At 26.8% G+C, this 20,001-nt stretch carries 24 protein-coding genes; 7 read left to right on the top strand and 17 right to left on the bottom strand.

The window, feature by feature from the left end; translation table 11 throughout:
* On the bottom strand, positions 1-397 hold a 397-nt coding region (locus tag QK892_RS06965), incomplete at its 3' end, for a TetR/AcrR family transcriptional regulator (RefSeq protein WP_317272815.1).
* 149 nt (positions 398-546) lie between these two features.
* Here QK892_RS06965 and QK892_RS06960 point away from each other — a divergent pair.
* Positions 547-1,341, top strand: coding sequence for an N-acetylmuramoyl-L-alanine amidase family protein (locus tag QK892_RS06960; protein WP_317272814.1), 795 nt, complete (start codon positions 547-549; stop codon positions 1,339-1,341).
* A gap of 28 nt (positions 1,342-1,369) precedes the next feature.
* On the opposite strand, the gene surE is transcribed toward QK892_RS06960, so the two are convergent.
* The 6 genes from surE to QK892_RS06930 form a co-directional block, all read right to left on the bottom strand.
* Positions 1,370-2,125: a 5'/3'-nucleotidase SurE gene (gene surE / locus QK892_RS06955; RefSeq protein ID WP_317272813.1), complete on the bottom strand. Its 756-nt coding sequence runs from the start codon at positions 2,123-2,125 to the stop codon at positions 1,370-1,372.
* 161 nt (positions 2,126-2,286) lie between these two features.
* Positions 2,287-3,288 carry an LLM class flavin-dependent oxidoreductase gene (locus tag QK892_RS06950; protein WP_317272812.1) on the bottom strand — a complete coding sequence of 334 codons (1,002 nt, stop codon included), beginning with the start codon at positions 3,286-3,288 and terminating at the stop codon, positions 2,287-2,289.
* A gap of 108 nt (positions 3,289-3,396) precedes the next feature.
* The gene (locus QK892_RS06945) at positions 3,397-3,897 is read right to left on the bottom strand and encodes a hypothetical protein (protein ID WP_317272811.1); all 501 of its coding nucleotides are present in this window, start codon (positions 3,895-3,897) and stop codon (positions 3,397-3,399) included.
* Positions 3,898-3,952: 55 nt separating this feature from the next.
* Complete coding sequence (locus QK892_RS06940; protein WP_317272810.1) at positions 3,953-4,189, bottom strand: hypothetical protein; 237 nt, start codon at positions 4,187-4,189, stop codon at positions 3,953-3,955.
* 185 nt (positions 4,190-4,374) lie between these two features.
* Positions 4,375-6,369: an ABC transporter permease gene (locus QK892_RS06935; protein ID WP_317272809.1), complete on the bottom strand. Its 1,995-nt coding sequence runs from the start codon at positions 6,367-6,369 to the stop codon at positions 4,375-4,377.
* Complete coding sequence (locus QK892_RS06930) at positions 6,359-7,129, bottom strand: ABC transporter ATP-binding protein (protein ID WP_317272808.1); 771 nt, start codon at positions 7,127-7,129, stop codon at positions 6,359-6,361. The genes QK892_RS06935 and QK892_RS06930 overlap by 11 nt, the downstream gene beginning before the upstream one ends.
* A 210-nt stretch (positions 7,130-7,339) precedes the next feature.
* Here QK892_RS06930 and QK892_RS06925 point away from each other — a divergent pair, with 210 nt between their 5' ends.
* Positions 7,340-8,089, top strand: a complete 750-nt coding sequence (locus tag QK892_RS06925) for a metalloprotease family protein (RefSeq protein WP_317272807.1) — start codon at positions 7,340-7,342, stop codon at positions 8,087-8,089.
* Positions 8,090-8,144: 55 nt separating this feature from the next.
* Here the strand turns inward: QK892_RS06925 and QK892_RS06920 are convergent, their stop codons facing one another.
* The 6 genes from QK892_RS06920 to QK892_RS06895 form a co-directional block, all read right to left on the bottom strand.
* Positions 8,145-8,342, bottom strand: coding sequence for a hypothetical protein (locus QK892_RS06920; RefSeq protein ID WP_317272806.1), 198 nt, complete (start codon positions 8,340-8,342; stop codon positions 8,145-8,147).
* On the bottom strand, positions 8,335-8,847 hold the full coding sequence (locus QK892_RS06915; RefSeq protein ID WP_317272805.1) for a P-loop NTPase family protein: 513 nt from the start codon (positions 8,845-8,847) through the stop codon (positions 8,335-8,337). The genes QK892_RS06920 and QK892_RS06915 overlap by 8 nt, the downstream gene beginning before the upstream one ends.
* A 31-nt stretch (positions 8,848-8,878) precedes the next feature.
* Entirely contained in the window at positions 8,879-9,460 is a 582-nt protein-coding gene (locus QK892_RS06910) for a GNAT family N-acetyltransferase (RefSeq protein WP_317272804.1), read from the bottom strand.
* 82 nt (positions 9,461-9,542) lie between these two features.
* Positions 9,543-10,091, bottom strand: a complete 549-nt coding sequence (locus tag QK892_RS06905; RefSeq protein WP_317272803.1) for a GNAT family N-acetyltransferase — start codon at positions 10,089-10,091, stop codon at positions 9,543-9,545.
* 269 nt (positions 10,092-10,360) lie between these two features.
* Positions 10,361-11,380 (bottom strand): sensor histidine kinase, encoded by a 1,020-nt coding sequence (locus QK892_RS06900; protein WP_317272802.1) that lies wholly within the window; start codon positions 11,378-11,380, stop codon positions 10,361-10,363.
* On the bottom strand, positions 11,377-12,051 hold the full coding sequence (locus QK892_RS06895; RefSeq protein ID WP_317272801.1) for a response regulator transcription factor: 675 nt from the start codon (positions 12,049-12,051) through the stop codon (positions 11,377-11,379). Before QK892_RS06895 ends, QK892_RS06900 begins: the two co-directional genes overlap by 4 nt.
* Positions 12,052-12,149: 98 nt before the next feature.
* On the opposite strand from QK892_RS06895, the gene QK892_RS06890 reads away from it, so the two are divergent.
* Positions 12,150-12,278 (top strand): hypothetical protein, encoded by a 129-nt coding sequence (locus tag QK892_RS06890; protein WP_317272800.1) that lies wholly within the window; start codon positions 12,150-12,152, stop codon positions 12,276-12,278.
* Positions 12,279-12,352: 74 nt separating this feature from the next.
* On the opposite strand, the gene QK892_RS06885 is transcribed toward QK892_RS06890, so the two are convergent.
* On the bottom strand, positions 12,353-13,117 hold the full coding sequence (locus QK892_RS06885) for a hypothetical protein (protein ID WP_317272799.1): 765 nt from the start codon (positions 13,115-13,117) through the stop codon (positions 12,353-12,355).
* Between the two features lie 327 nt (positions 13,118-13,444).
* Here QK892_RS06885 and QK892_RS06880 point away from each other — a divergent pair, with 327 nt between their 5' ends.
* Positions 13,445-13,858 carry an EamA family transporter gene (locus tag QK892_RS06880; RefSeq protein ID WP_317272819.1) on the top strand — a complete coding sequence of 138 codons (414 nt, stop codon included), beginning with the start codon at positions 13,445-13,447 and terminating at the stop codon, positions 13,856-13,858.
* Between the two features lie 118 nt (positions 13,859-13,976).
* Here the strand turns inward: QK892_RS06880 and QK892_RS06875 are convergent, their stop codons facing one another.
* Genes QK892_RS06875 through QK892_RS06865 form a run of 3 tightly spaced genes read right to left on the bottom strand, consistent with a single transcriptional unit; the run spans position 13,977 to position 16,121 of the window.
* Positions 13,977-14,201: a hypothetical protein gene (locus tag QK892_RS06875; RefSeq protein ID WP_317272798.1), complete on the bottom strand. Its 225-nt coding sequence runs from the start codon at positions 14,199-14,201 to the stop codon at positions 13,977-13,979.
* 46 nt (positions 14,202-14,247) lie between these two features.
* The gene (locus tag QK892_RS06870; RefSeq protein WP_317272797.1) at positions 14,248-15,447 is read right to left on the bottom strand and encodes a sensor histidine kinase; all 1,200 of its coding nucleotides are present in this window, start codon (positions 15,445-15,447) and stop codon (positions 14,248-14,250) included.
* Positions 15,448-15,449: 2 nt separating this feature from the next.
* On the bottom strand, positions 15,450-16,121 hold the full coding sequence (locus QK892_RS06865) for a response regulator transcription factor (protein WP_317272796.1): 672 nt from the start codon (positions 16,119-16,121) through the stop codon (positions 15,450-15,452).
* Positions 16,122-16,289: 168 nt separating this feature from the next.
* Between QK892_RS06865 and QK892_RS06860 the strand changes: the two genes are divergently transcribed.
* The 3 genes from QK892_RS06860 to QK892_RS06850 are packed head-to-tail and all read left to right on the top strand — an operon-like array spanning position 16,290 to position 19,996.
* Positions 16,290-16,973 carry a polyphosphate polymerase domain-containing protein gene (locus QK892_RS06860; RefSeq protein WP_317272795.1) on the top strand — a complete coding sequence of 228 codons (684 nt, stop codon included), beginning with the start codon at positions 16,290-16,292 and terminating at the stop codon, positions 16,971-16,973.
* A 23-nt stretch (positions 16,974-16,996) separates the two neighbouring features.
* Positions 16,997-17,671: a DUF4956 domain-containing protein gene (locus QK892_RS06855; RefSeq protein WP_317272794.1), complete on the top strand. Its 675-nt coding sequence runs from the start codon at positions 16,997-16,999 to the stop codon at positions 17,669-17,671.
* Between the two features lie 21 nt (positions 17,672-17,692).
* Entirely contained in the window at positions 17,693-19,996 is a 2,304-nt protein-coding gene (locus QK892_RS06850; RefSeq protein ID WP_317272793.1) for a CotH kinase family protein, read from the top strand.
* The last annotated feature ends 5 nt before the right edge of the window (positions 19,997-20,001 follow it).

Below are 20,001 nucleotides of genomic sequence, written 5' to 3'. Positions count from 1 at the left end.
CAATTACATATAATTCATTTAATACATCATATTTTGAATGAGAATGAGATTTATTATCTTCAAATCTTTTTTCTTCCATTGTTAGTTCAAAAAAAACTTCTTTATGATATACTAAAAACTTTTTTAATCCTAAGTATATTAGTTCTATTTTCTCCTCAAAAGATATATTTTTATCTTTAACAGTTTTTAAATCTTCTATAATTTTTATCCAAGTATCTATAAAAATTTCTCTTACTAATGACGACTTATTTTCAAAATAATTGTATACCGTTCCTAGGCCAATGTCACACTTATTAGCTAGTTCTCTCATACTAAAATTCTTATAGCCTTTATTCTCTAATAAAGCATATCCTTCTTTTAATATTGTTTCTCTTAGATTTTGTAAAATTTTAGGCATGGCCCTTCCCCCTTTACTATAGTTTATATCAATATTTCTATATTATCAACCAATGATAAACCACTTATTCATTTCCATTTATTTACATTTTTATAATCTATTAGTATAATATTATTATGTAAAATATTTAGAAAAAAGAGGACTGTGATATGGAGAAACCTAAATTTGATATTTCATACAAAAGAAAACTCCTCCATAAAAGAAATAAAAGAAGAAAGATAATATTTCGCTTAAGCCTTCTATTAATTGCTATATGTACTTTTACTATCGTCTTATTGATAAAAAATAATTCTTATACTAACAATAAAGTTAAATTATCTGCCAACATGAATAATGAAGTTATTATTTGTATAGATCCAGGTCATGGGGATTGGGATACAGGGGCAAAAGGATCATCAGGCGCGCTTGAAAAAGATATAGTATTAGATATTTCTTTAAAGCTCGGCAAGCTGTTAGAGGAAAGCGGAATTAAAGTGGTTTATACAAGAACAAATGATTCTTTGCCTTGGCTTGATACTGCAAATGATAGTCTAAAGGAAAGAATAAAAATTTCAGAGGTCCTACGAGCAGATTTATTTATTTCTATTCATTGTAATAGTGATTATGACAACAAAGATGCAAAAGGAATTGAAACTTGGTATAAATCAAATGATGAAAATAGTAAGAACTTAGCTTTAACCTTACAAAATGCATTAGTTAACTTAAATTATACAGAAGACAGAAATATAAAGACCTATGAAGATAAAGATGATGCTTTAGCAGTTCTAGAATTAAATACTGGTATTCCTGCATTATTAGAATTAGGATTCTTAAGTAATTCATCTGATGAAAGATTTTTAAAGTCTGATAAAGGTCAAGATGCAATTGCAAATTCTATAAAAAAAGCTATATTAAACTACATCCAAGAAAACAAATCTATACTTAATAATAAAGGAGCTGCCTAAAAAACAGCTCCTCCCAATATTAAATCACCTAATTTTCAAATATACTTATTACTTCATCCAAAATTTTAAAATTAGTAAAATCAAAATGTAATGGAGTTAAAGTTACATAACCTTGTGATAGGTAGTATAAATCAGAATCTTCTTCTGATATTTCATTCTTGGAACTTTTAGTTATGTAAATCATATCTTCATTTTCTTCTACCAAAACATAATTTGTCTTATAAGTAGATTTACCAAGTTTACAAACCTTAATCCCTTTTATTTCTTCTTCAGCTATATTTGGAACATTAACATTTAAAACAACATCTTCTCTCAAATAATTTTTTTCAGCTATATCCACTACTTTACTTATCCAATTAGCAGCCTTAGTATAATCTTCATCGTATTTTTCCCAATCTACTTCCATTGAAATTGCAATAGACGGCACATTATATATAGCTCCTTCAACTGCAGCAGAAACAGTGCCAGAATAAAGTATATCTGTTCCGCAATTTAAGCCCCTATTTATTCCTGAAATAACTAAATCTATATCCTTGCTAAGTAACGATAATCCTGCTTGAGTACAATCAGCTGGAGTTCCAACTAAGCTATATGCCTTAAAATTCTTATCAATCTTTTCTTCTCTTATTTTTATTGGATTATGAATTGATATAGAATGACTAGATGCACTTTTTTGCTCTCTAGGAGCTACAACTATAACCTCATGTTTTTTAGAGATTTCTTTAGCTAAAGCAAGTATTCCTCTTGCATTTATTCCATCATCATTAGTAATAAGTATCTTCATAGTAAGCCTCCTTAAATAACTATTATTCCATATAATATACTACCATAAAATCTTACATTGCGAAAAAGAATAGATAAAAATAGTATTTTCCTTTCGACCTCGGATTCGCTCCAAGTCAACCTCATATAATCTTTTTATCCTTATACTCTGAAGGAAGGAATTTATTTTTTAAAAGCTTCTGAAATCAATCTATACGACTTTATCTTTTCATCTAAATTTGTATTTAGGTTAATTATCATAAATTCATCTGTATTATAAAGCTTGCTCATATTTATTATTTGCTCTTTTACTTTATCAGGTGTTCCAACTATCATCCTTTTTCTATTCCTAATAATTATTTTCATTTCTGTTTCAGAATATTTATAAGCTAACGCTTTTTCTAATGATGGTATTACAAAAGATTTCCCTGTTTCAACTAATAACAAAGTTAAATCCATTATTGCCTCTTGGTTATTAACCTCTTCTTCTGTTTCTCCACAAATTACAAAACTACAAATTATAGTTTTGGGTGATGAAGATACAACTGATTCCTTAAAATTATCTCTATACCAATTTACTGAGCTTACTCCCATACCTCCTGTTATAAATTGTGCATATGCATAAGATGCACCAATACCTGCTGCAAGTCCTGCACTTCCTCCACTAGATCCTAGTATATGAATTTCAGGATAAGTATTTACAAGTGGAGTTGCTTTTAGCCCACTAAACTCATGATTTTCAGGAACTATATCATAAATATATCTCACTAAATCTAATACTTTTTCTTCATATTTATCATTAAAAATACTTCTGCCCTGCATTAATGCCTTAGTTGCTAAAGGCATGCCACCTGGTGCTCTTCCTACTCCTAGATCTATTCTATTAGGATATAGAGCTTCTAATACTTTAAAGTTTTCAGCAACCTTATAAGGACTATAATGTGGTAACATTACTCCACCTGATCCTACCCTAATCTTATTAGTTTTTGCTGCAATACTAGAAATAAGTACTTCTGGACTTGAGCCAGCTAAACTTCTTGTATCATGGTGTTCTGATACCCAAAATCTATAATATCCTAGCTTTTCTAGCTCCTGTGCTAGAATAATTGTATTTCTTAATGCTTCAGTAGAACTTGAACCTTCTCCTATAGGAGATTGATCTAATGCACTTAATTTAATATCCATCTGATTACCTCCTTAAAAATATATTTTATATTCTTATTATAAACTATAACCCTTTGAGAAATATTTTCAAGTAGTAATTATTATTATTAAAATTTAAAAAAATATTAATTATGCTTTGTAGAATTTATTTTCTAATTTGTTTATCCTCTTCAAGATACTACTTTCAGGAAATTTGACTTGCAGTTTTCTTATAATAGTTAGAATAATGTTAGTAGGAAATAATCTTTGATTAAATAATACTATAATAGAAAAAAAGGCTTGTATTAGTCCTATTACAAAAAATATAACATGTAGATGAGCAATCGCTCTTAGCATTATGCATTGAACAATAATCCATATTACTAAAGCCCAACTAAAAATGCTACTTATATAACCTTGATATTTTGATTTAAAAAGAATTGATATTGCACTGAATAAATTGCCAAGTCCTATTACTACAAATAATATAATCCCAGGTATAAGAAAATTGCTAAAGGGTGAATATTTTAAAGTATCAGAATGCAACCCTAGTGGACTATAAGGATTCATAATAGCACTAATTCCTCCTGCCATAGCTCCTAACCCAACAAATACATGTAAAACAAATATTAACCTATATATTTTTTTCATATATTCCCTCCTTATTTAAGCTCGAATTTCATATTTATTTCTTATTCTAATTTAATTAATGAAAAAATAGTAAGATTGTAAATATTATTGGTATAAATACAATTACTGCTATAAGAGAAAGAATAATTTTTACATTTTTACTTAATATAGCGTTGCTGATAGAATTAATTAATATAATAATTAAAAATGAAATTACTGAAATAATTGCTACTATGACATATGCAATAAATGTGAATATTCCAGTCATAGTTGGTGTTCCATTAATGAGCTCTCTATTATTAATGACACTCATTCTGATTATTCCAAAAGCTATTATAGACATAAAAATGCTGGTGATAATCCCAACTTTTTTGCTCTCATTATCTTTCCTCTTCTTTATAAAACATAATTTTCATACTTATTATAGCATATTTTACAAACATACCCAATTTGTCTTATGAAAAATTGGAGTTGTTTTTAAATCAACTCCATTTAACTCTAGCTTATATTATTAATATTTTTCTTAGCTCCAAAATAGGTAGCAATAAAATATCCACCATAAATTATGATAAGTATAGATAATGCAAGTAATATGTTATTCATAATACTAACGCTACCGAAAAGTGCTATTATCCTTTTTGCAAATTCCAATCCTGCTACTGAATGAATAAGTGCTAGAGATAGTGGCATTAAGAAATATATAGCTATTTGAGTTAATAAAGTTTTATTAATAATACTTTCATCAACACCTATTTCCCTTAACAAATTGTATCTTACAATATTGTCTGTAGATTCTGATAACTGTTGAAGAGCTAACACTGCTGCGGAAACAATTAAGAATATTCCTCCAATATAAATTCCTAAATAAGCTATAAGAGCTCCTTCAATAGAAATTCGTGCAATTAATTCTTCTCTTGTTATATAGTTAATTGAACCTTCATTTTCTTCCATAGACTCTTCAGTAAGATTATTTAGCTTTTCATTAATAGCCTTCCCACCATCAGTTTCATAATTAAGATTTAAAGTTGATGACAATGGAGTAAGTCCAGAAATAATATCATCATTTACTATTATTGTACAAATATTATTTTTATAACTTTGATTATAAGCTACGACTTCTATTGCATTTTTTGTGCCTGGCTTTAAAATATTACCATTTATATTAATCTCTTTCCCATCTTCTAATACGTCACTAAGTGGATTTATTAAAATATCTATATCTGAAAATAAAGCATATTCTCCATCCTCTAAGGTTATAGGATTCTTACTTAACATTTTCATTATTTCATTGAACTTTGTTAATGAAATAATTTGCACTTCTCTATCTGTTGAAAGCGAATATAAATCTTTTGCTTTATTTAAATCCTCTTCTGATAAAATATCACTATTCCTAAGTTCCCCTATATAATATATATAACTAACATAGTCACTTGAATAATCTCCTATATCAATATTTCTCTCTTTTAAATACGCCTCTACATCTATACCTTCATCATTCCAAATGGTTACATCATATTGAGTTAAATCTTTTAAATTAGAATTTGATACACTATTAATTCCAAGTCCACCTGCAATCATACATATCCCTATAAATAGTGATAAACATATATAGGACATTGAAATAAATATAGTATTTATTTTGCTATTTATTTGCCTTAATACAAACATATTTAAATCTCTTAAATAGAACTTTTTATTTGATTGAACAAGTTTTAATAAGAAGCCAGATAATGAAAAGAAAAATAAAAACGTTCCGCCAATTCCGAGTAAGATGCTCGTTCCATTTATATTAACTCCTATCGATGAAGTTCCCTTATCAAGTGCAATAAAATAAGCATATCCTATCATTATTAAGCTTACTATAAACACAACTACAGAAACCCAAACATTTCTTACTTTAATACTCTCATTTTTCTTAGAAGAATTTATCAAATCTATTAATTGAATCTTTCTAATAGATATTGAATTAAATATAAGTACTAATATATATATTATCCCAAATGATATAAAGGTTTTTATCATTGCATTATATGAAAAAACAAACTTAAACTCCAGCATGTTAACTTGAAACATTTTGGCAGTTAAAACTGATAGTCCTTGTGATAGTATAACACCTAAGCCTAATCCAAATCCTAAAGAAATTATACCTACTAATAATGTTTCGAAAAAGATTATTGTAGATAAGTTTCCCTTATCCATCCCTAGTGTCATATATATACCAAATTCTTTTTTTCTTCTCTTTATTAAATAATTATTTGCATAAATAATTAAAAAGGCTAATGCAAAGGATACAAATATTGAAGCGTACCCCATTATTAGATCTACTTCCCCAAAGGCATCAGCTTGAAGTTCATTTAACTCCATCATAATACTTTGTGACTGAATTGAGTTAAAGGTATAAAATATACAAACCCCGAATACCAATGTTAAGAAATAAATTGCATAATCCTTAAAACTTCTTTTCAAATTTCTAAAGGCTAATTTAGAATACATTACTTTGATCACCTCCAAGAAGTGTAATAACTTCAATTATCTTATCAAAGAATTCCTTTCTAGAATTATTCCCCCTAATTAACTCATTAAATATCCTTCCATCTTTAATAAATAGAATTCTATTTGCATAGCTAGCTGAAAAAGCATCATGAGTAACCATCATAATAGTAGCATTAAGACTCTTATTTAAATCTTCCATACTTTCAAGTAACATTTTTGCAGATTTAGAATCTAAAGCTCCTGTTGGTTCATCTGCTAATATCAATGATGGTTTTGTAATAATCGCTCTAGCTGATGCAACTCTTTGCTTTTGACCACCTGACATCTCATATGGATATTTATTTAAAACCTCTTCTATATTTAACTTTTTAGAAACTTCCTTTACTCTTTTATCTATTTCTTTATGATCAACTTTCATAATAGTTAAAGCAAGTGCTATATTTTCATAAGCTGTTAAAGTATCTAATAAATTAAAATCTTGAAATATAAATCCTAATTCTTCTCTTCTAAACTTTGAGATTTTTTTAGAATGTAATTTTGTAATATCATTTCCAGAAATAAAAATATGTCCACTGCTTACTTTATCAATAGTTGATATACAATTTAAAAGTGTAGTTTTTCCACTACCAGAAGCCCCCATAACACCAACAAATTCTCCTTCTTCCACAGTGAAGCTTATATTGTTTACGGCCTTAGTTATATTGCCTTTCCTCCCATAATACTTTTCTATATTATCTACTCTTAATATTTCATTTCTCATAATTTCTCCTCCCATTTCTTAATATAGGACTATTGTATTTCTTTTTTTATCTTTCATCCATTGAAGTATATAACATAAACCTTACAGTTTTGTAATATTAATGCGAAAATATTTCTATTTATACTATTATAATACTTCTTTCAAGCAAAATAAAAATGGACTAAAAATTGATAGTATTATAAAATTTAATTTAAGAAAGAAGGTTAATTTATGGCAATTCAAAATATTTATTTAAAAACATTAATAGATTTATCATGGTTTATTGGGATTATAATTATAGTTGGATTAATACTTGGTTTTTTAAGAAATACATCTATGGATAACTATCAAAAAAGATTCGGTAGACAATCTATTTATATTACAGGCATTGTAGGTGTTCCAATTCATGAACTTAGCCACCTTATAGTTGCCTTATTATTTGGACATAAAATCAAAGAAGTAAAATTTTTTCAAGTTAATAGTGAAAATAGTACTTTAGGATATGTAAATCATTCCTATAACTCTAGGAATATATATCATCAAATAGGAAACTTCTTTATAGGTATAGCCCCTATTATATGTGGAAGTTTAATTATTATTTTATTACTTAAAATATTTGTACCAGCTTCTTTAGAAAATACTAATGATTTGTTAAGTGCTAATGGTATATTTACATTTTTAAAAAGTATCTTCTCATTATCTAACTTTAAAAGACTAGAATTTTATTTGTTTTTATACTTGGTATTTAGTATCTGCTCTCATATCTCTTTAAGTAAAGCAGATATTAAAGGTGCTTTTATAGGTGTTATATTTATTTTCATAATATTACTTATCCTTAATGTAATTAATTTTGATTTATTTTCTCATATAAATATAATTAAATATAATTTACTTTTAACTAATGTATTAATAATTTCAGTAATATTCTCATCAATAAATCTTTTAATTAGCTTTGTATTAAATAAAATCTACATATACTGAATTTAAAATACTCCTACCAATAACTTATTAGTAGGAGTTTTATTCGTTATAATATTTATTTACCAGAATATTCTTTTATTGTATCTATTATTGTATATGTACAAAAAAGCATTGTTACAATAATAGAAATACCTGTTGTCATTACTGCTCCAAAGGCAGCACTAAATATAGTTCCCAAAGTGTAAAAGAAACCAAGGTAAATTAGTATTCCAAATATTATAGATTTTATAAGATTCATTAAAATTTTACTCATTTATAATTTCTCCTTTATCTATTTTTACTTCTATCTCTTTCCCATTTTTTATTCTAATTAATTTATCTTCATATTCTAATAACATATTTTCATATTTACTTCTTTTATTTTCAAAATCTTTTGTCCATTTAAACATGTTTTTTAGCATTTTAAAAGTAGGATTGTAATTGCATTTTTCTATTCCCAACTTCTGTTTTATAAATCGAGTAATTATCCTTACCTTTCTTATATATAATGGCGGATCTAAGAAAATGATTATATCACACATATCAAATGCACATTTTTGACTTTGTCTATAAGTGCCTTCAATTATCCAATCTCCTTTACTATCTATTTCTAAGATTGTATTTAGTTGTTCTAAATCTGAGCGTTTATATCTTACTTCACCTTTTCCGCCCCAAGCTATACTATCTCCCTCATAACATGGTATATTATATTTTAAAGATAATTTTCTTGAGAGTGTCGTTTTCCCACTTGCAACTATACCAAAAATCAGCACTTTCATATATCGTGACCTCTTTTTGCATCTTTCTAAATTAGCTCTCTGTGATTCTCATCTGAAATAGATAAGTAGCATTAGCTTCAATATAGTCATCTCTTAAAATATTATAATACACCATATTGACTTCCATATTATCTAGTAATTTTATATTTTCTTTTCTTGTAAATTTATATTTAAACCCACATTTTTCGATAACTCTTTTTGAGTTATTATTAAAATCATAATGTCCACACCATATTAAATCTAGATTCATTTCGTTAAATCCATAATCAATTAATGCTTCCACTGCTTCTGGAACATATTCATGCCCCCAATATTTAGGATTTAAAACATAACCAATCTCTCTTTGTTCTAAATCCTTCAAAGAATCGTCAGGTTTTCTATTATGTAATCCAATTCCTCCAATTACTTTGTTTTCTTTCTTTAGAACTATTGCATATGAATCATTATTTTCTATGAACTTATTTATTATTTCTTTACTTTCATCTTCTGATTTATGTGGTTTCCACCCAGCCCTTGGACCTACTAATTCACTTTGAGCATATTCATACAAATCTTTACTATCGCTATTTCTCCAAGGTCTTAAAATTAATCTATCTGTCATTATATCTTTCATTATTTACCTCCTTTTAAGTATCCTACTATATATTCATAACTTTTCTTTTTTCTTTTAAAGTGAGTACTTTATTAAAATATTTCTAATAACTATTTATATTCAGCTTATATACAATCATATGATAAATTCTATCACTGTATAGTCCTTCATCATCAACCCTATCTACTTCTATAAACTTACATTTTTCTAAAAGCTTAATAGAGTTAATATTATTCTCCTCTGTGTACGCTTCTAGTGAATTTAAATTCATACAATTAAAGCCATAATCTATTACACTTAACAATGCTTCTTTCATTAGCCCTTTATTTTGATAGCTAACTGCAATTCCATAAGCAAGTTCAGCATTTCTTTCTTCTAAATCTATATTCCAAATGCTAATAGTTCCAATTACTTTTTTTGATTGTCTATGTTCAATCGCCCAAATAATCCATTTGTCTTCATCAATACCATTGTTCATTTTATTAATATATAATTTTGTTTCCTCTAGGCTTTTATCTGGTTTCGTATCAGTATATTCGTTCATTCTAGGGTCTCTTCTTAAATCAAAAATGTCATAAATATCATCATCAGCAATTCTTCTTAATAATAAGTGTTTTGTATCTATAATAGGAAATTCTTTAAATTTGATCATATTTTCTCCCTTAATGTAATATTGGGTTTAATAACTTAGTATTTTCATAATTATTTTTAGGTTGCCAATTTTCTTCAAAAGAATACTTATAATTCATGCCTTATTTTTTTATTAAAACTATCATAACATTTTTACCAAATATTTGATAGGAGTATCTAAAATCATATTGCGTTAACTTAGAATTTCTTCCTTCCGTATAGAAAGAGGGCTAATATTATGTTCTGTCGACTTCGAGCCTGATACGGAGAAAACAATATGATATTATCCATCTATTTAAATAACATCATCTTATTAATAGGAAAGGTTATTAATACTTTAGTTCCTTTTTTAATTTCTGACTCAATATTAATTCCTAAACCAAGCTTCTGTGTCAACTTTTTACATAGGTATAATCCTATTCCAGTAGATTTTCCATACTTACGTCCATTTTCTCCTGTATATCCTTTTTCAAAGGCTTTAATCACATCTCTTTCATTCATTCCAATTCCAGTATCTTCAATGTATAGGACTACATTTTCTCCAATATTCATTGTATAAAACTTGATTTTACTTTCTAGCTTATCATTATCAATATATTTAATTGAATTCGATACTATTTGATTTAAAATAAATTCTATCCACTTGCTATCTGTATAAACTATTTTTTCTAAGTCTAAGGTTTCAATTTTAATTCTCTTTTCAATTAATAACTTTGAATTTCTTCTTATTACTTTATTGACAATAGATCTTAAATCAAGCTCTTTAATAATATAATCCTTTTCTAAGTCATTGCTTCTAGCATAAAATAATGCCTGTTCTATGTAGCTTTCTACCTTAGTAATTTCTTCATCTATACTTTCAGTTAATTCTGATTTATTATTTTCAATAATAAGCTTGCTACTGGCTATTGGAGTTTTTACTTCATGAACCCAAAGTTCAATATATTCTCTGTATTCCTTATTATTTATTCTAAAAGCTGCTATATCATCCTTCATTGATTTAGTTACTTCATTTAATATATAATATAAAATTTTACTTTCTAGAAAGCTTCCTTCTTTTGTAATATCAGCAATCAAGTATTTCTTATCTAAAGATTCTAAATTCATAAGTAAATCCTCATAATACCTTTTTCTATTAAAGTAGTCATATATATGATAAACTAATATTCCTATTAAATTTATTGCAAATATAAATACAATTGCATAGAAGTCTACTTTTAAAACACTAAGTAACCCTGCTGTAAATACTAAAATTAATATATTAATAAATATAAATAATATTCTTTCTTTAAAAAAATCTATAATTTTCATATTAATATATATCCTTGCCCTCTCTTAGTTTTTAAAAAGTCTACTGCTCCTATTTCCTCTAACTTCTTTCTAAGTCTATTAATATTTACTGTTAATGTATTATCATCAACAAATTCGTCAGATTCCCATAATGATTCTATAATTTCATTTCTAGAAACTATCTTTTCTTTGTTCTTCATCAACACATATAAAATCTTGTTTTCATTTTTGCTTAGTTCTATTTTATTTTCTTTATATTCAACTTCACTTCTGGATAAATTTAGTTCAAGATTATTGTATTCTAGGATTTCTGACTCTTGATTACTATAAGTTCGTCTTAATAGTGATGATATTCTAGCCAAAAGTATTTGTGTACTATACGGTTTTGTTATAAAATCATCTGCTCCTAAATTCATACTCATAAGCTCATCAACTTCCCTATCTCTACTAGTTACAACTATTATAGGAACTGAACTTTTCTTTCTAATTTCTCTACAAATATAATAACCATCGAAATATGGTAAGTTTATATCTAGTAAAATTAAACTATAGTTTTCTTCTAAGGCTTCATCCACAACATGTTCAAAATCTAATGAATATGTTGTTTCATAACCATATTTATTTAAAAATGTACATAATTCATTTCTTATTTTATTATCATCTTCTATAATAAAAATCTTTTTTCTATCCATATTTTCACCTACTTAATATTCAATTTATTAAATTATATAATATTTTTTTATATTTTGGAAAATCTAATTATTGATATTAAACTAATGGAGGTTAATCTATGAAAAATAATAATAAAAATAATTTAAATCCAACTTCTCCAAATTATAATGAACAGATTAAAAATAAAGCTAATGAAAAAACTCCTACTGGAGAAAAAGATCCTTCTCCTTATACAACCTATAAATAAAACAGAAAAAGGGGCTGCTAAAAACAGCTCCTGCATTCAAACTATTTTATATGCACTTTTTTTTTGTATTAATATTATCCTAAAAGCCTATTTACTATATTATTTGCTTCTTGTGCAATTGGTATTATATTTTTCACAAATGAAACTGTTGTATTTATACTTGTAAGTAAACTTAGAACCTTCTTTATACTTTCTTTAAAGTTTTTATTCTTGGCAGTCTCTTCACAAATTTTGTTATTAAGCATTATGCTTCCTAACCCCTGCTCTATAGATATCTTTAATCCATCTATACCATATACTTTATATTCTTCTATCTTATGGTATAAATCGCTAAGTACATTATTTATAAAATCTTTTAGTTCTTCATTCACTTCTACTTCTTCTAACTCTTCTATTAATATTTGAATCTTTTCTTTAAATTTAATTAAATTTTCTTCTTCAACGCTTTTATATTGATTACATACATCCAAAGCTAATGCTAATCCATTAATAGATATCAATATTTCCTTTGTAATTATAATGTCTAGCTTGTGTATATCATCATCTAATCCTAAAGCCATAATTCTTTTTTCGAAATTAGTAAGTGATTTTACTAATTCGTCCTTTGAATTACTTTCAATTTTATTAGTGAGTTTTTTAATATTCTCTATCATTTGAATAATTTGAATGATAGATTTAAATATTTTCTCGTCATCGTTTATGTCTAAATCGAAAACCTGGGCTAAGACTGACTCTACCGTTCTAAATCTACTTTGCTTTTTAGTATTATTACTACAAAACTCTTTTGATTCACTTAAAATTTCGTATAGTCTAACTGCTGGATTAGTTGATAATACCATACTACCCCCTCCAAATATTTGATACAGTTATTACTTCTATACTGCCATACTATTATCCTCTTTTTTTATTTAATCTTAATAGTTTTTTTAGTATTATTTATTATTATATTATACTTTTTATCTAAATTGTCTCTTAATATATATAATGCTTAAAGTATATAATATATGTATATTTTTATTTTTTTCATATTCATTTTTTAAATAGCTCCTAATTTTAACATCACCTTTATTTATAATTGGTAATATTATATAATTATATTATATTTATACTATATTTGGGGGAATTTTTAATTGTTAGAAAAAATTAATTCTAAAGGAGTAATTCATATGTGGGTTGTCTACGCTTTGCTATCAGCTTTTTTTGCTGCACTTACTTCAATATTAGCTAAAATAGGAATTGAAAACATAAACTCGAACCTAGCTACTGCAATTCGGACTGTTGTTGTCTTAGTTATGGCTTGGGGTATAGTACTAGTTAATGGTAGCCTAAATCAAATCAGTAACATAACTCAAAAAAGCTGGCTATTCTTAATCTTATCTGGTATAGCTACTGGACTTTCTTGGTTATTCTACTACAAAGCTTTACAAATTGGTGAAGCTTCTAAAGTAGTTCCAATAGATAAGTTTAGTGTAGTAATAACAATGATCTTAGCATTTGTAATACTAAAAGAAGCTGCTAGCGTAAAAACTGTTATAGGTGGAATTTTTATTACAATAGGTACATTTATCATGATCCTATAAAATAGAGAAAAAATATGATGTTAGCTGTTCCGTCGCAAGCTCCAAGTCACACTAACATCATATTTTTTTCTCTTACTACCTAAGGAAATAATTCCTCATTTTATTTGGAAAATAAAATCTAATCTACTTTATAGTTATCTACTATGTATTTGATTATTGATTTAATTTCACTCGCCGATAAATCTAGAGTTTCAATTCCTCCAATATCACATTCTGCAGTATTTTTAATATTATTAAATATTCTTGCATAAAGCTGCTTTTTATTATCAAATCTTTCATTATCCTCAAGTATATATTTATAAAGCATTTTTGCTTCTTTTTCTATATATTCTCTATCTTTCATAAAAACTCTCCATAATACAATTGTTATTTTATGCTTAATAAATCTATTATATATTAAATTCAATTATGAAAGTTGCATCTTTTCCTACATTACTTTCTGCATATATTTTCCCATTATGACTCTCAACTATGGATTTAGCTATAGATAAACCTAAGCCATATCCCCCTGTTTCTCTAGCTCTAGATGTATCTACCCTATAGAATCTTTCAAATATTTTTTCTAAATCCTCTTTCTTTATTCCTTCTCCTGTATTTTTAACTTTCAGTTTTATCTTATTTTTATCCTGACTTAAACTCACATCTATTTTACCATTTTTATTTGTGTATTTTATTGCATTATCTAATAATATATTAAAGACCTTTTTTATACTCTCTTTATCACCTTTTATAAATACCTCATCTTCTATATTAGATAGTAATTCAATATTATATTCAAATAGTACTGCTTCAAAAGTTAGCAATACATTATTTATTAATTTACTAATATTAAAAGATGTAAATTCCACTAGTTCCTTACCTGTATCTAATTTTGCTAATGATAACATTTCATCTATTAACTTTGCCATTCTTTCTATTTGATTATTAATATAATTAATCCATTTACTTTGACTTTCTACTGTTTCACTTCTATTAGATAATACTAATGAGGTATTTGTTCTTATTATAGTTAATGGTGTTTTTAATTCATGTGAAGCATTTGCTATAAATTGTTTTTGCTTTTCAAAACTTTCTTTTATCGGCTTAATAGTTCTATTAGTTAGATAAATACTTATAAATAATAGTAAAATAAGACTTATACTCCCTATTGTTAAAAATACTTTTAAAAGATTAATCAGAGTACCAAGCTGTTGCTCTCTACTCATAAGAACTATTTTTAATCCTTTAGCTGTATATTCTTTTAAATATGCATATCTACTTTCTTCTATTTTTACTTTATCAAATTTATTTTCATTATTAACTATTTCATTTATAGTTTCTTGAAGTGCCTCTTTATCTAATTCCATATAAGTTAAAACCTGTGCAATATTATTATCAGAATCTAATTCAATGATTATACTACTAGCCATCATTGGAGAGGTAATCATAGGCCTCTTCGGACTAGACATGGTATACATTAATTCACGCTTTAAATCGCTCTGCATACTTATAGCAGTTGATATATAAATTGTTCCAAAAATCAAAACAAAAACCATAGTTAATAGTGACATATTAATCAATATTAATCTTTTCTTTAACTTATCAAACAAGCTTAATCCTCCAATCTATATCCAACACCTCTTATTGTTACTATGTTTACTTTTGATTTTAAATACGTTAATTTCTTTCTAATAAATGAAATATATACTTCTATATTATTATACTCAACTTCAGAATCAAAACCCCAAAGTTTAGTTATTAAATCATCTTTACTTACAACACATTTAGGCCTTTCCATAAAATATTTAATTATTTCAAATTCTTTTAATGTTAATCTTATACTTTCATCATTAACATCTAAATCATAAGTATTTATATTTAATCTTATATCTCCATAAGTTAATATATTTTGATTTATTAAATTTCCTTTTCTTCTTGTTATGGATCTAAGTCTTGCTAATAGCTCTTCCGCTGCAAAAGGCTTAGATAAATAATCATCTGCTCCTAAATCCAATCCTAAAACTCTATCTTCAATTTGAGTTTTAGCTGTAAGCATTATTATTGGAGTTAAAATCCCTTCCTTTCTTAATTTTTTTAGTACGCTTAATCCATCTAATTTAGGTAACATAATATCTAAAATTATTCCATCATATACATCTGTTAAACCATAGCTTAATCCATCTTCACCATCATAAACTGCATCAACAGTATATTTATTATTAGTAAGTATTTGAACTAAAGCTTCTGATAATTCTCTTTCATCTTCTATTAAAAGTAGTTTCATATAATTACCTCCACAATCACAATAGTTTTCAATATGAAATATCCTGATTTACTTTTTTTATATTATTCCATAACAAAATTCTACCACAGAAACCTTAAAATAAAATTAAATTTAAGACTAATTTAAGGTTACTATAATAGTATTATTTTGACAGGAGGTGATTATTTTATGACAAAGCCAAGACATGAAATTAAAGTATTTATTAATTACTCTGATTATCTATCTATAAAAAATAGGCTTAAACATATCGCAACGCTAGATAGAAATGCAGGTGATGATGGTATTTATCATATACGAAGCCTATATTTTGATAATTATTCTGATAAAGCTTTAATGGAAAAAATTAATGGATTTAATAATAGGGAAAAATTTAGAATTAGGTTCTATAATCATAACCATTCTTTCATCAGGCTTGAAAAGAAAAGCAAATCTAATGGGTTATGTTATAAATCTTCTGCTCCATTAACTAAGGAAGAATGTGAAAAAATATTAAATGGAGATATAGAATTTTTAAAAGATTCCAATAATAATGTACTAAAAGAATTTTATTGTAAGCTAAAATATCAATATCTTAAACCTAAAACTATAGTTGATTATACTAGAGAAGCTTATATTTTCAATGCTGGAAATGTAAGAATAACAATAGATAATAATCTAAAGAGCGGTCTATATTCTACAAATATCTTTGATGCTAATCTACCAACCTTAGGTTTAATAGATCAAAGGCCAATAATATTAGAAATTAAATATGATAATTTTCTGCCTGACATAATAAGGGATCTTATTCAAACTAATATTCGCAGTCAAACTGCTGTATCAAAATATGCAGCTTGTCGACTATTTACAGTATAATTTATATTTTGGAGGTATAAAAAATGACTTTTAATGATATTTTTAAATCAAGCTTTTTAGAAAAAGCTTCTTCATTCTCAATTCTTGATATGGTTATAGCTCTTGCGCTTGCATTTGCTATAGGATTATTTATTTTCTTAGTTTATAAGAAAACTTTTAGAGGAGTAATGTACTCTGAAAACTTTGGTGTATCACTTATTGCTATGTCTTTAATAACAACTCTTATAATCTTAGCTGTAACTTCAAATGTTGTTTTATCACTTGGTATGGTTGGTGCTTTATCAATAGTAAGATTTAGATCTGCTATTAAAGAACCTTTAGATATTGCATTTGTTTTTTGGTCAATTAGCGCTGGTATAGTTCTTGGTGCTGGACTTATTCCTCTAGCTATATTTGGCTCTGTTTTTATTGGAATTATAATGCTTGTATTTGTAAACAAAAAGAGTTCAGATAATCCTTATATATTAATAGTAAATTGTAATGATGAAAATAGTGAAAGCTTAGCAATGAATCATATTAATAAATCGGTAAAAAAACATGTTATAAAATCTAAAACTGTATCTGCTAGTAATGGTATAGAGATTACTGTTGAAATAAGATTAAAAGAAATGTCAACTAAATTCGTAAATGAAATTAATAATATAGAAGGAGTTAATAACGTTGTTCTAGTAAGCTATAATGGAGACTACATGAATTAACCCTTAAGGTGGTGTAAAAAAATGATTTCAAATAAATATATAAATGCTATAATTGCTACATTCACAGCTATAGCTCTATTTTTTACTACTATAATTTATGTGAATTCCAAAAATGTTAATGCTGAAATCACTAGTTCCAATAGTAATTTCACTTATGTTGATACTATTCTTAATAAAGAACAAGTAACGGAAATTGATTTAGAAATTGATGAAGATAATTGGAAGTATTTATTAGAGAATGCTTCAGACGAAGAATATATAACTGCTAATATTACCGTTAATGGAACTAAGTATTATAATGTTGGTATTAGAGCTAAAGGAAATTCTAGTTTAGCTATGATTGCTGGTGATAATACTACTGATAGATATAGCTTTAAAGTAAAATTTGATGAATATATTGATGGACAATCCTTAGATGGACTAAGTAAGATTTCATTAAATAATATAATGTCAGATGCAACATATATGAAAGAATATCTTTCATATGATTTACTTGAAAAAATGGGTGTTCCTACTCCTGCATTTGCCTTTACAAATATAAAAATAAACGGTGAAGAATGGGGATTATACTTTGCAGTAGAAGTTATTGAAGAAGAATTTATAGAAAGAAATTATGGTTCTTTATCTGGAAACCTATATAAACCTGAAGGTAATGGAATTGGTGATATGGGTAACAAAGAAAATATGGAAGGATTCAATTTTCCTGATATGGAAAATATAGAAATTCCTGAAGGCTTTTCTCCTCCTAATATGGGTAATTCTGAAAATGGTGATAATGTTGTTCCACCTAATATGAATAATTTCGAAGTTCCTGAAGGTTTCACTCCTCCTAATATGGGTAACGGAGAAAATAGAGAAATTACTGCTCCACCTAATATGAATAATGAGCAAACTGATGGTAATTCTGCCGCTAGTACTGATAGTAATATAGAAAGCTCTGATGCTCAATCAAATGATAAAACTAACGGAAATGGATTTAGAGGTGGCATGATGGGCTTTGGAGGAATGGGTTCTTCTAACGGTGCAAACCTAGTTTATACTGATGATAATAAAGAATCCTATTCTGATATATTTAATAATAATATATTTAAAACAACTACTGAATCTGATGAAGATAAAGTTATTGAAATGATAAAAAATCTAAATGAAGGAACTAATTTAGAAGAATATCTTAATGTAGATGAAATACTTAGATATTTTGCAGTTAATACCTTCCTTGTAAATTTAGATAGTTATGCATCTAATATGAAACATAATTACTATCTTTATGAAAAAGATGGTGTATTTGAGATAATTCCTTGGGACTATAATCTTTCTTTTGGTGGATTTACCGTAGGAAGTGCTAGTAACGCTATAAACTTCCCAATAGATAGTCCAGTTACAGATTCTCTTGAAAACAGTCCTTTAATAAGTAAGCTATTAGAAGTTGATGAATATAAAGAAATCTATCATCGATATCTTCAAGAAATTGTTGATTACGTTAATGATGGAACTTATGAAGAAACAATAAATGAAGTAAATTCATTAATAGCTGATTATGTTAAAAATGATGCTACTGCATTTTATACTTACGAAGAATATGAAGCTTCTCTTCCTGAATTAATAAACTTTGGAATAGATAGAGCAAAAAGTATATCTGCACAGCTTGATGGAAGCCAACCTTCAACTACCTATGGAACCATTGAAACTACAGTTAATTTAACTGCTTTAGGTACTCAAGGTGGTATGATGAACTTTCAATCACCTAACAATAACTCAACTGATAGTTCTAATATAGAAAATAATGAAATTCAAGAAGATCAAATGCCAAATGATCAAATACCAGAGGGGCAAATGCCAGGTGGTGAAATGCCAAATTGGCAAATGCCTGGTGGCCAAATGCCAGACGGTGAAATGCCAAGTTGGCAAATGCCAGACGGTGAAATGCCAAGTTGGCAAATGCCAGACGGTGAAATACCAAGTTGGCAAATGCCAGACGGGCAAATGCCTGGCGGTCAAATGCCTGGTGGCCAAACAGAAGAAATTCAAACACAAGTAGATCAAATGGAAACCCTAAATGCTGTAGGTGGGCAAACTCAAATGCAAAATCCTAACGCAACAAATGTACAATATGAAGTTCAGATGTTAAATAATACTACAAATAATGGTAATAGAGAAATAAATCCAAATAATAGACAGCAAGGTTTTAGCCAAATGAATAATCCTTCCAGCTCAACTATGGAAAATGTCAAAAGTACAATTTTAACTTTATCTGGATATATAGCTTTATTATTAGTAAGTATAGTCTTCGTATTTCTATTCAAGAGAAGAAAATTTAAAGCTTAGTAAAA

Source organism: Clostridium lamae, assembly GCF_033043255.1.
In the GTDB taxonomy this organism is placed as follows: Bacteria; Bacillota; Clostridia; order Clostridiales; family Clostridiaceae; genus Clostridium; species Clostridium lamae.
This window is presented reverse-complemented; position numbering and strand designations above follow the sequence as displayed.

Bases quoted from the DNA above. Each gene is read 5' to 3' on its own strand.
- QK892_RS06960 (WP_317272814.1), top strand. From the start codon at position 547: ATGGAGAAACCTAAATTTGATATTTCATACAAAAGAAAACTCCTCCAT.
- surE (WP_317272813.1), bottom strand. From the start codon at position 2,125: ATGAAGATACTTATTACTAATGATGATGGAATAAATGCAAGAGGAATA.
- QK892_RS06950 (WP_317272812.1), bottom strand. From the start codon at position 3,288: ATGGATATTAAATTAAGTGCATTAGATCAATCTCCTATAGGAGAAGGT.
- QK892_RS06945 (WP_317272811.1), bottom strand. From the start codon at position 3,897: ATGAAAAAAATATATAGGTTAATATTTGTTTTACATGTATTTGTTGGG.
- QK892_RS06940 (WP_317272810.1), bottom strand. From the start codon at position 4,189: ATGAGTGTCATTAATAATAGAGAGCTCATTAATGGAACACCAACTATG.
- QK892_RS06935 (WP_317272809.1), bottom strand. From the start codon at position 6,369: ATGTATTCTAAATTAGCCTTTAGAAATTTGAAAAGAAGTTTTAAGGAT.
- QK892_RS06930 (WP_317272808.1), bottom strand. From the start codon at position 7,129: ATGAGAAATGAAATATTAAGAGTAGATAATATAGAAAAGTATTATGGG.
- QK892_RS06925 (WP_317272807.1), top strand. From the start codon at position 7,340: ATGGCAATTCAAAATATTTATTTAAAAACATTAATAGATTTATCATGG.
- QK892_RS06920 (WP_317272806.1), bottom strand. From the start codon at position 8,342: ATGAGTAAAATTTTAATGAATCTTATAAAATCTATAATATTTGGAATA.
- QK892_RS06915 (WP_317272805.1), bottom strand. From the start codon at position 8,847: ATGAAAGTGCTGATTTTTGGTATAGTTGCAAGTGGGAAAACGACACTC.
- QK892_RS06910 (WP_317272804.1), bottom strand. From the start codon at position 9,460: ATGAAAGATATAATGACAGATAGATTAATTTTAAGACCTTGGAGAAAT.
- QK892_RS06905 (WP_317272803.1), bottom strand. From the start codon at position 10,091: ATGATCAAATTTAAAGAATTTCCTATTATAGATACAAAACACTTATTA.
- QK892_RS06900 (WP_317272802.1), bottom strand. From the start codon at position 11,380: ATGAAAATTATAGATTTTTTTAAAGAAAGAATATTATTTATATTTATT.
- QK892_RS06895 (WP_317272801.1), bottom strand. From the start codon at position 12,051: ATGGATAGAAAAAAGATTTTTATTATAGAAGATGATAATAAAATAAGA.
- QK892_RS06890 (WP_317272800.1), top strand. From the start codon at position 12,150: ATGAAAAATAATAATAAAAATAATTTAAATCCAACTTCTCCAAATTAT.
- QK892_RS06885 (WP_317272799.1), bottom strand. From the start codon at position 13,117: ATGGTATTATCAACTAATCCAGCAGTTAGACTATACGAAATTTTAAGT.
- QK892_RS06880 (WP_317272819.1), top strand. From the start codon at position 13,445: ATGTGGGTTGTCTACGCTTTGCTATCAGCTTTTTTTGCTGCACTTACT.
- QK892_RS06875 (WP_317272798.1), bottom strand. From the start codon at position 14,201: ATGAAAGATAGAGAATATATAGAAAAAGAAGCAAAAATGCTTTATAAA.
- QK892_RS06865 (WP_317272796.1), bottom strand. From the start codon at position 16,121: ATGAAACTACTTTTAATAGAAGATGAAAGAGAATTATCAGAAGCTTTA.
- QK892_RS06860 (WP_317272795.1), top strand. From the start codon at position 16,290: ATGACAAAGCCAAGACATGAAATTAAAGTATTTATTAATTACTCTGAT.
- QK892_RS06855 (WP_317272794.1), top strand. From the start codon at position 16,997: ATGACTTTTAATGATATTTTTAAATCAAGCTTTTTAGAAAAAGCTTCT.
- QK892_RS06850 (WP_317272793.1), top strand. From the start codon at position 17,693: ATGATTTCAAATAAATATATAAATGCTATAATTGCTACATTCACAGCT.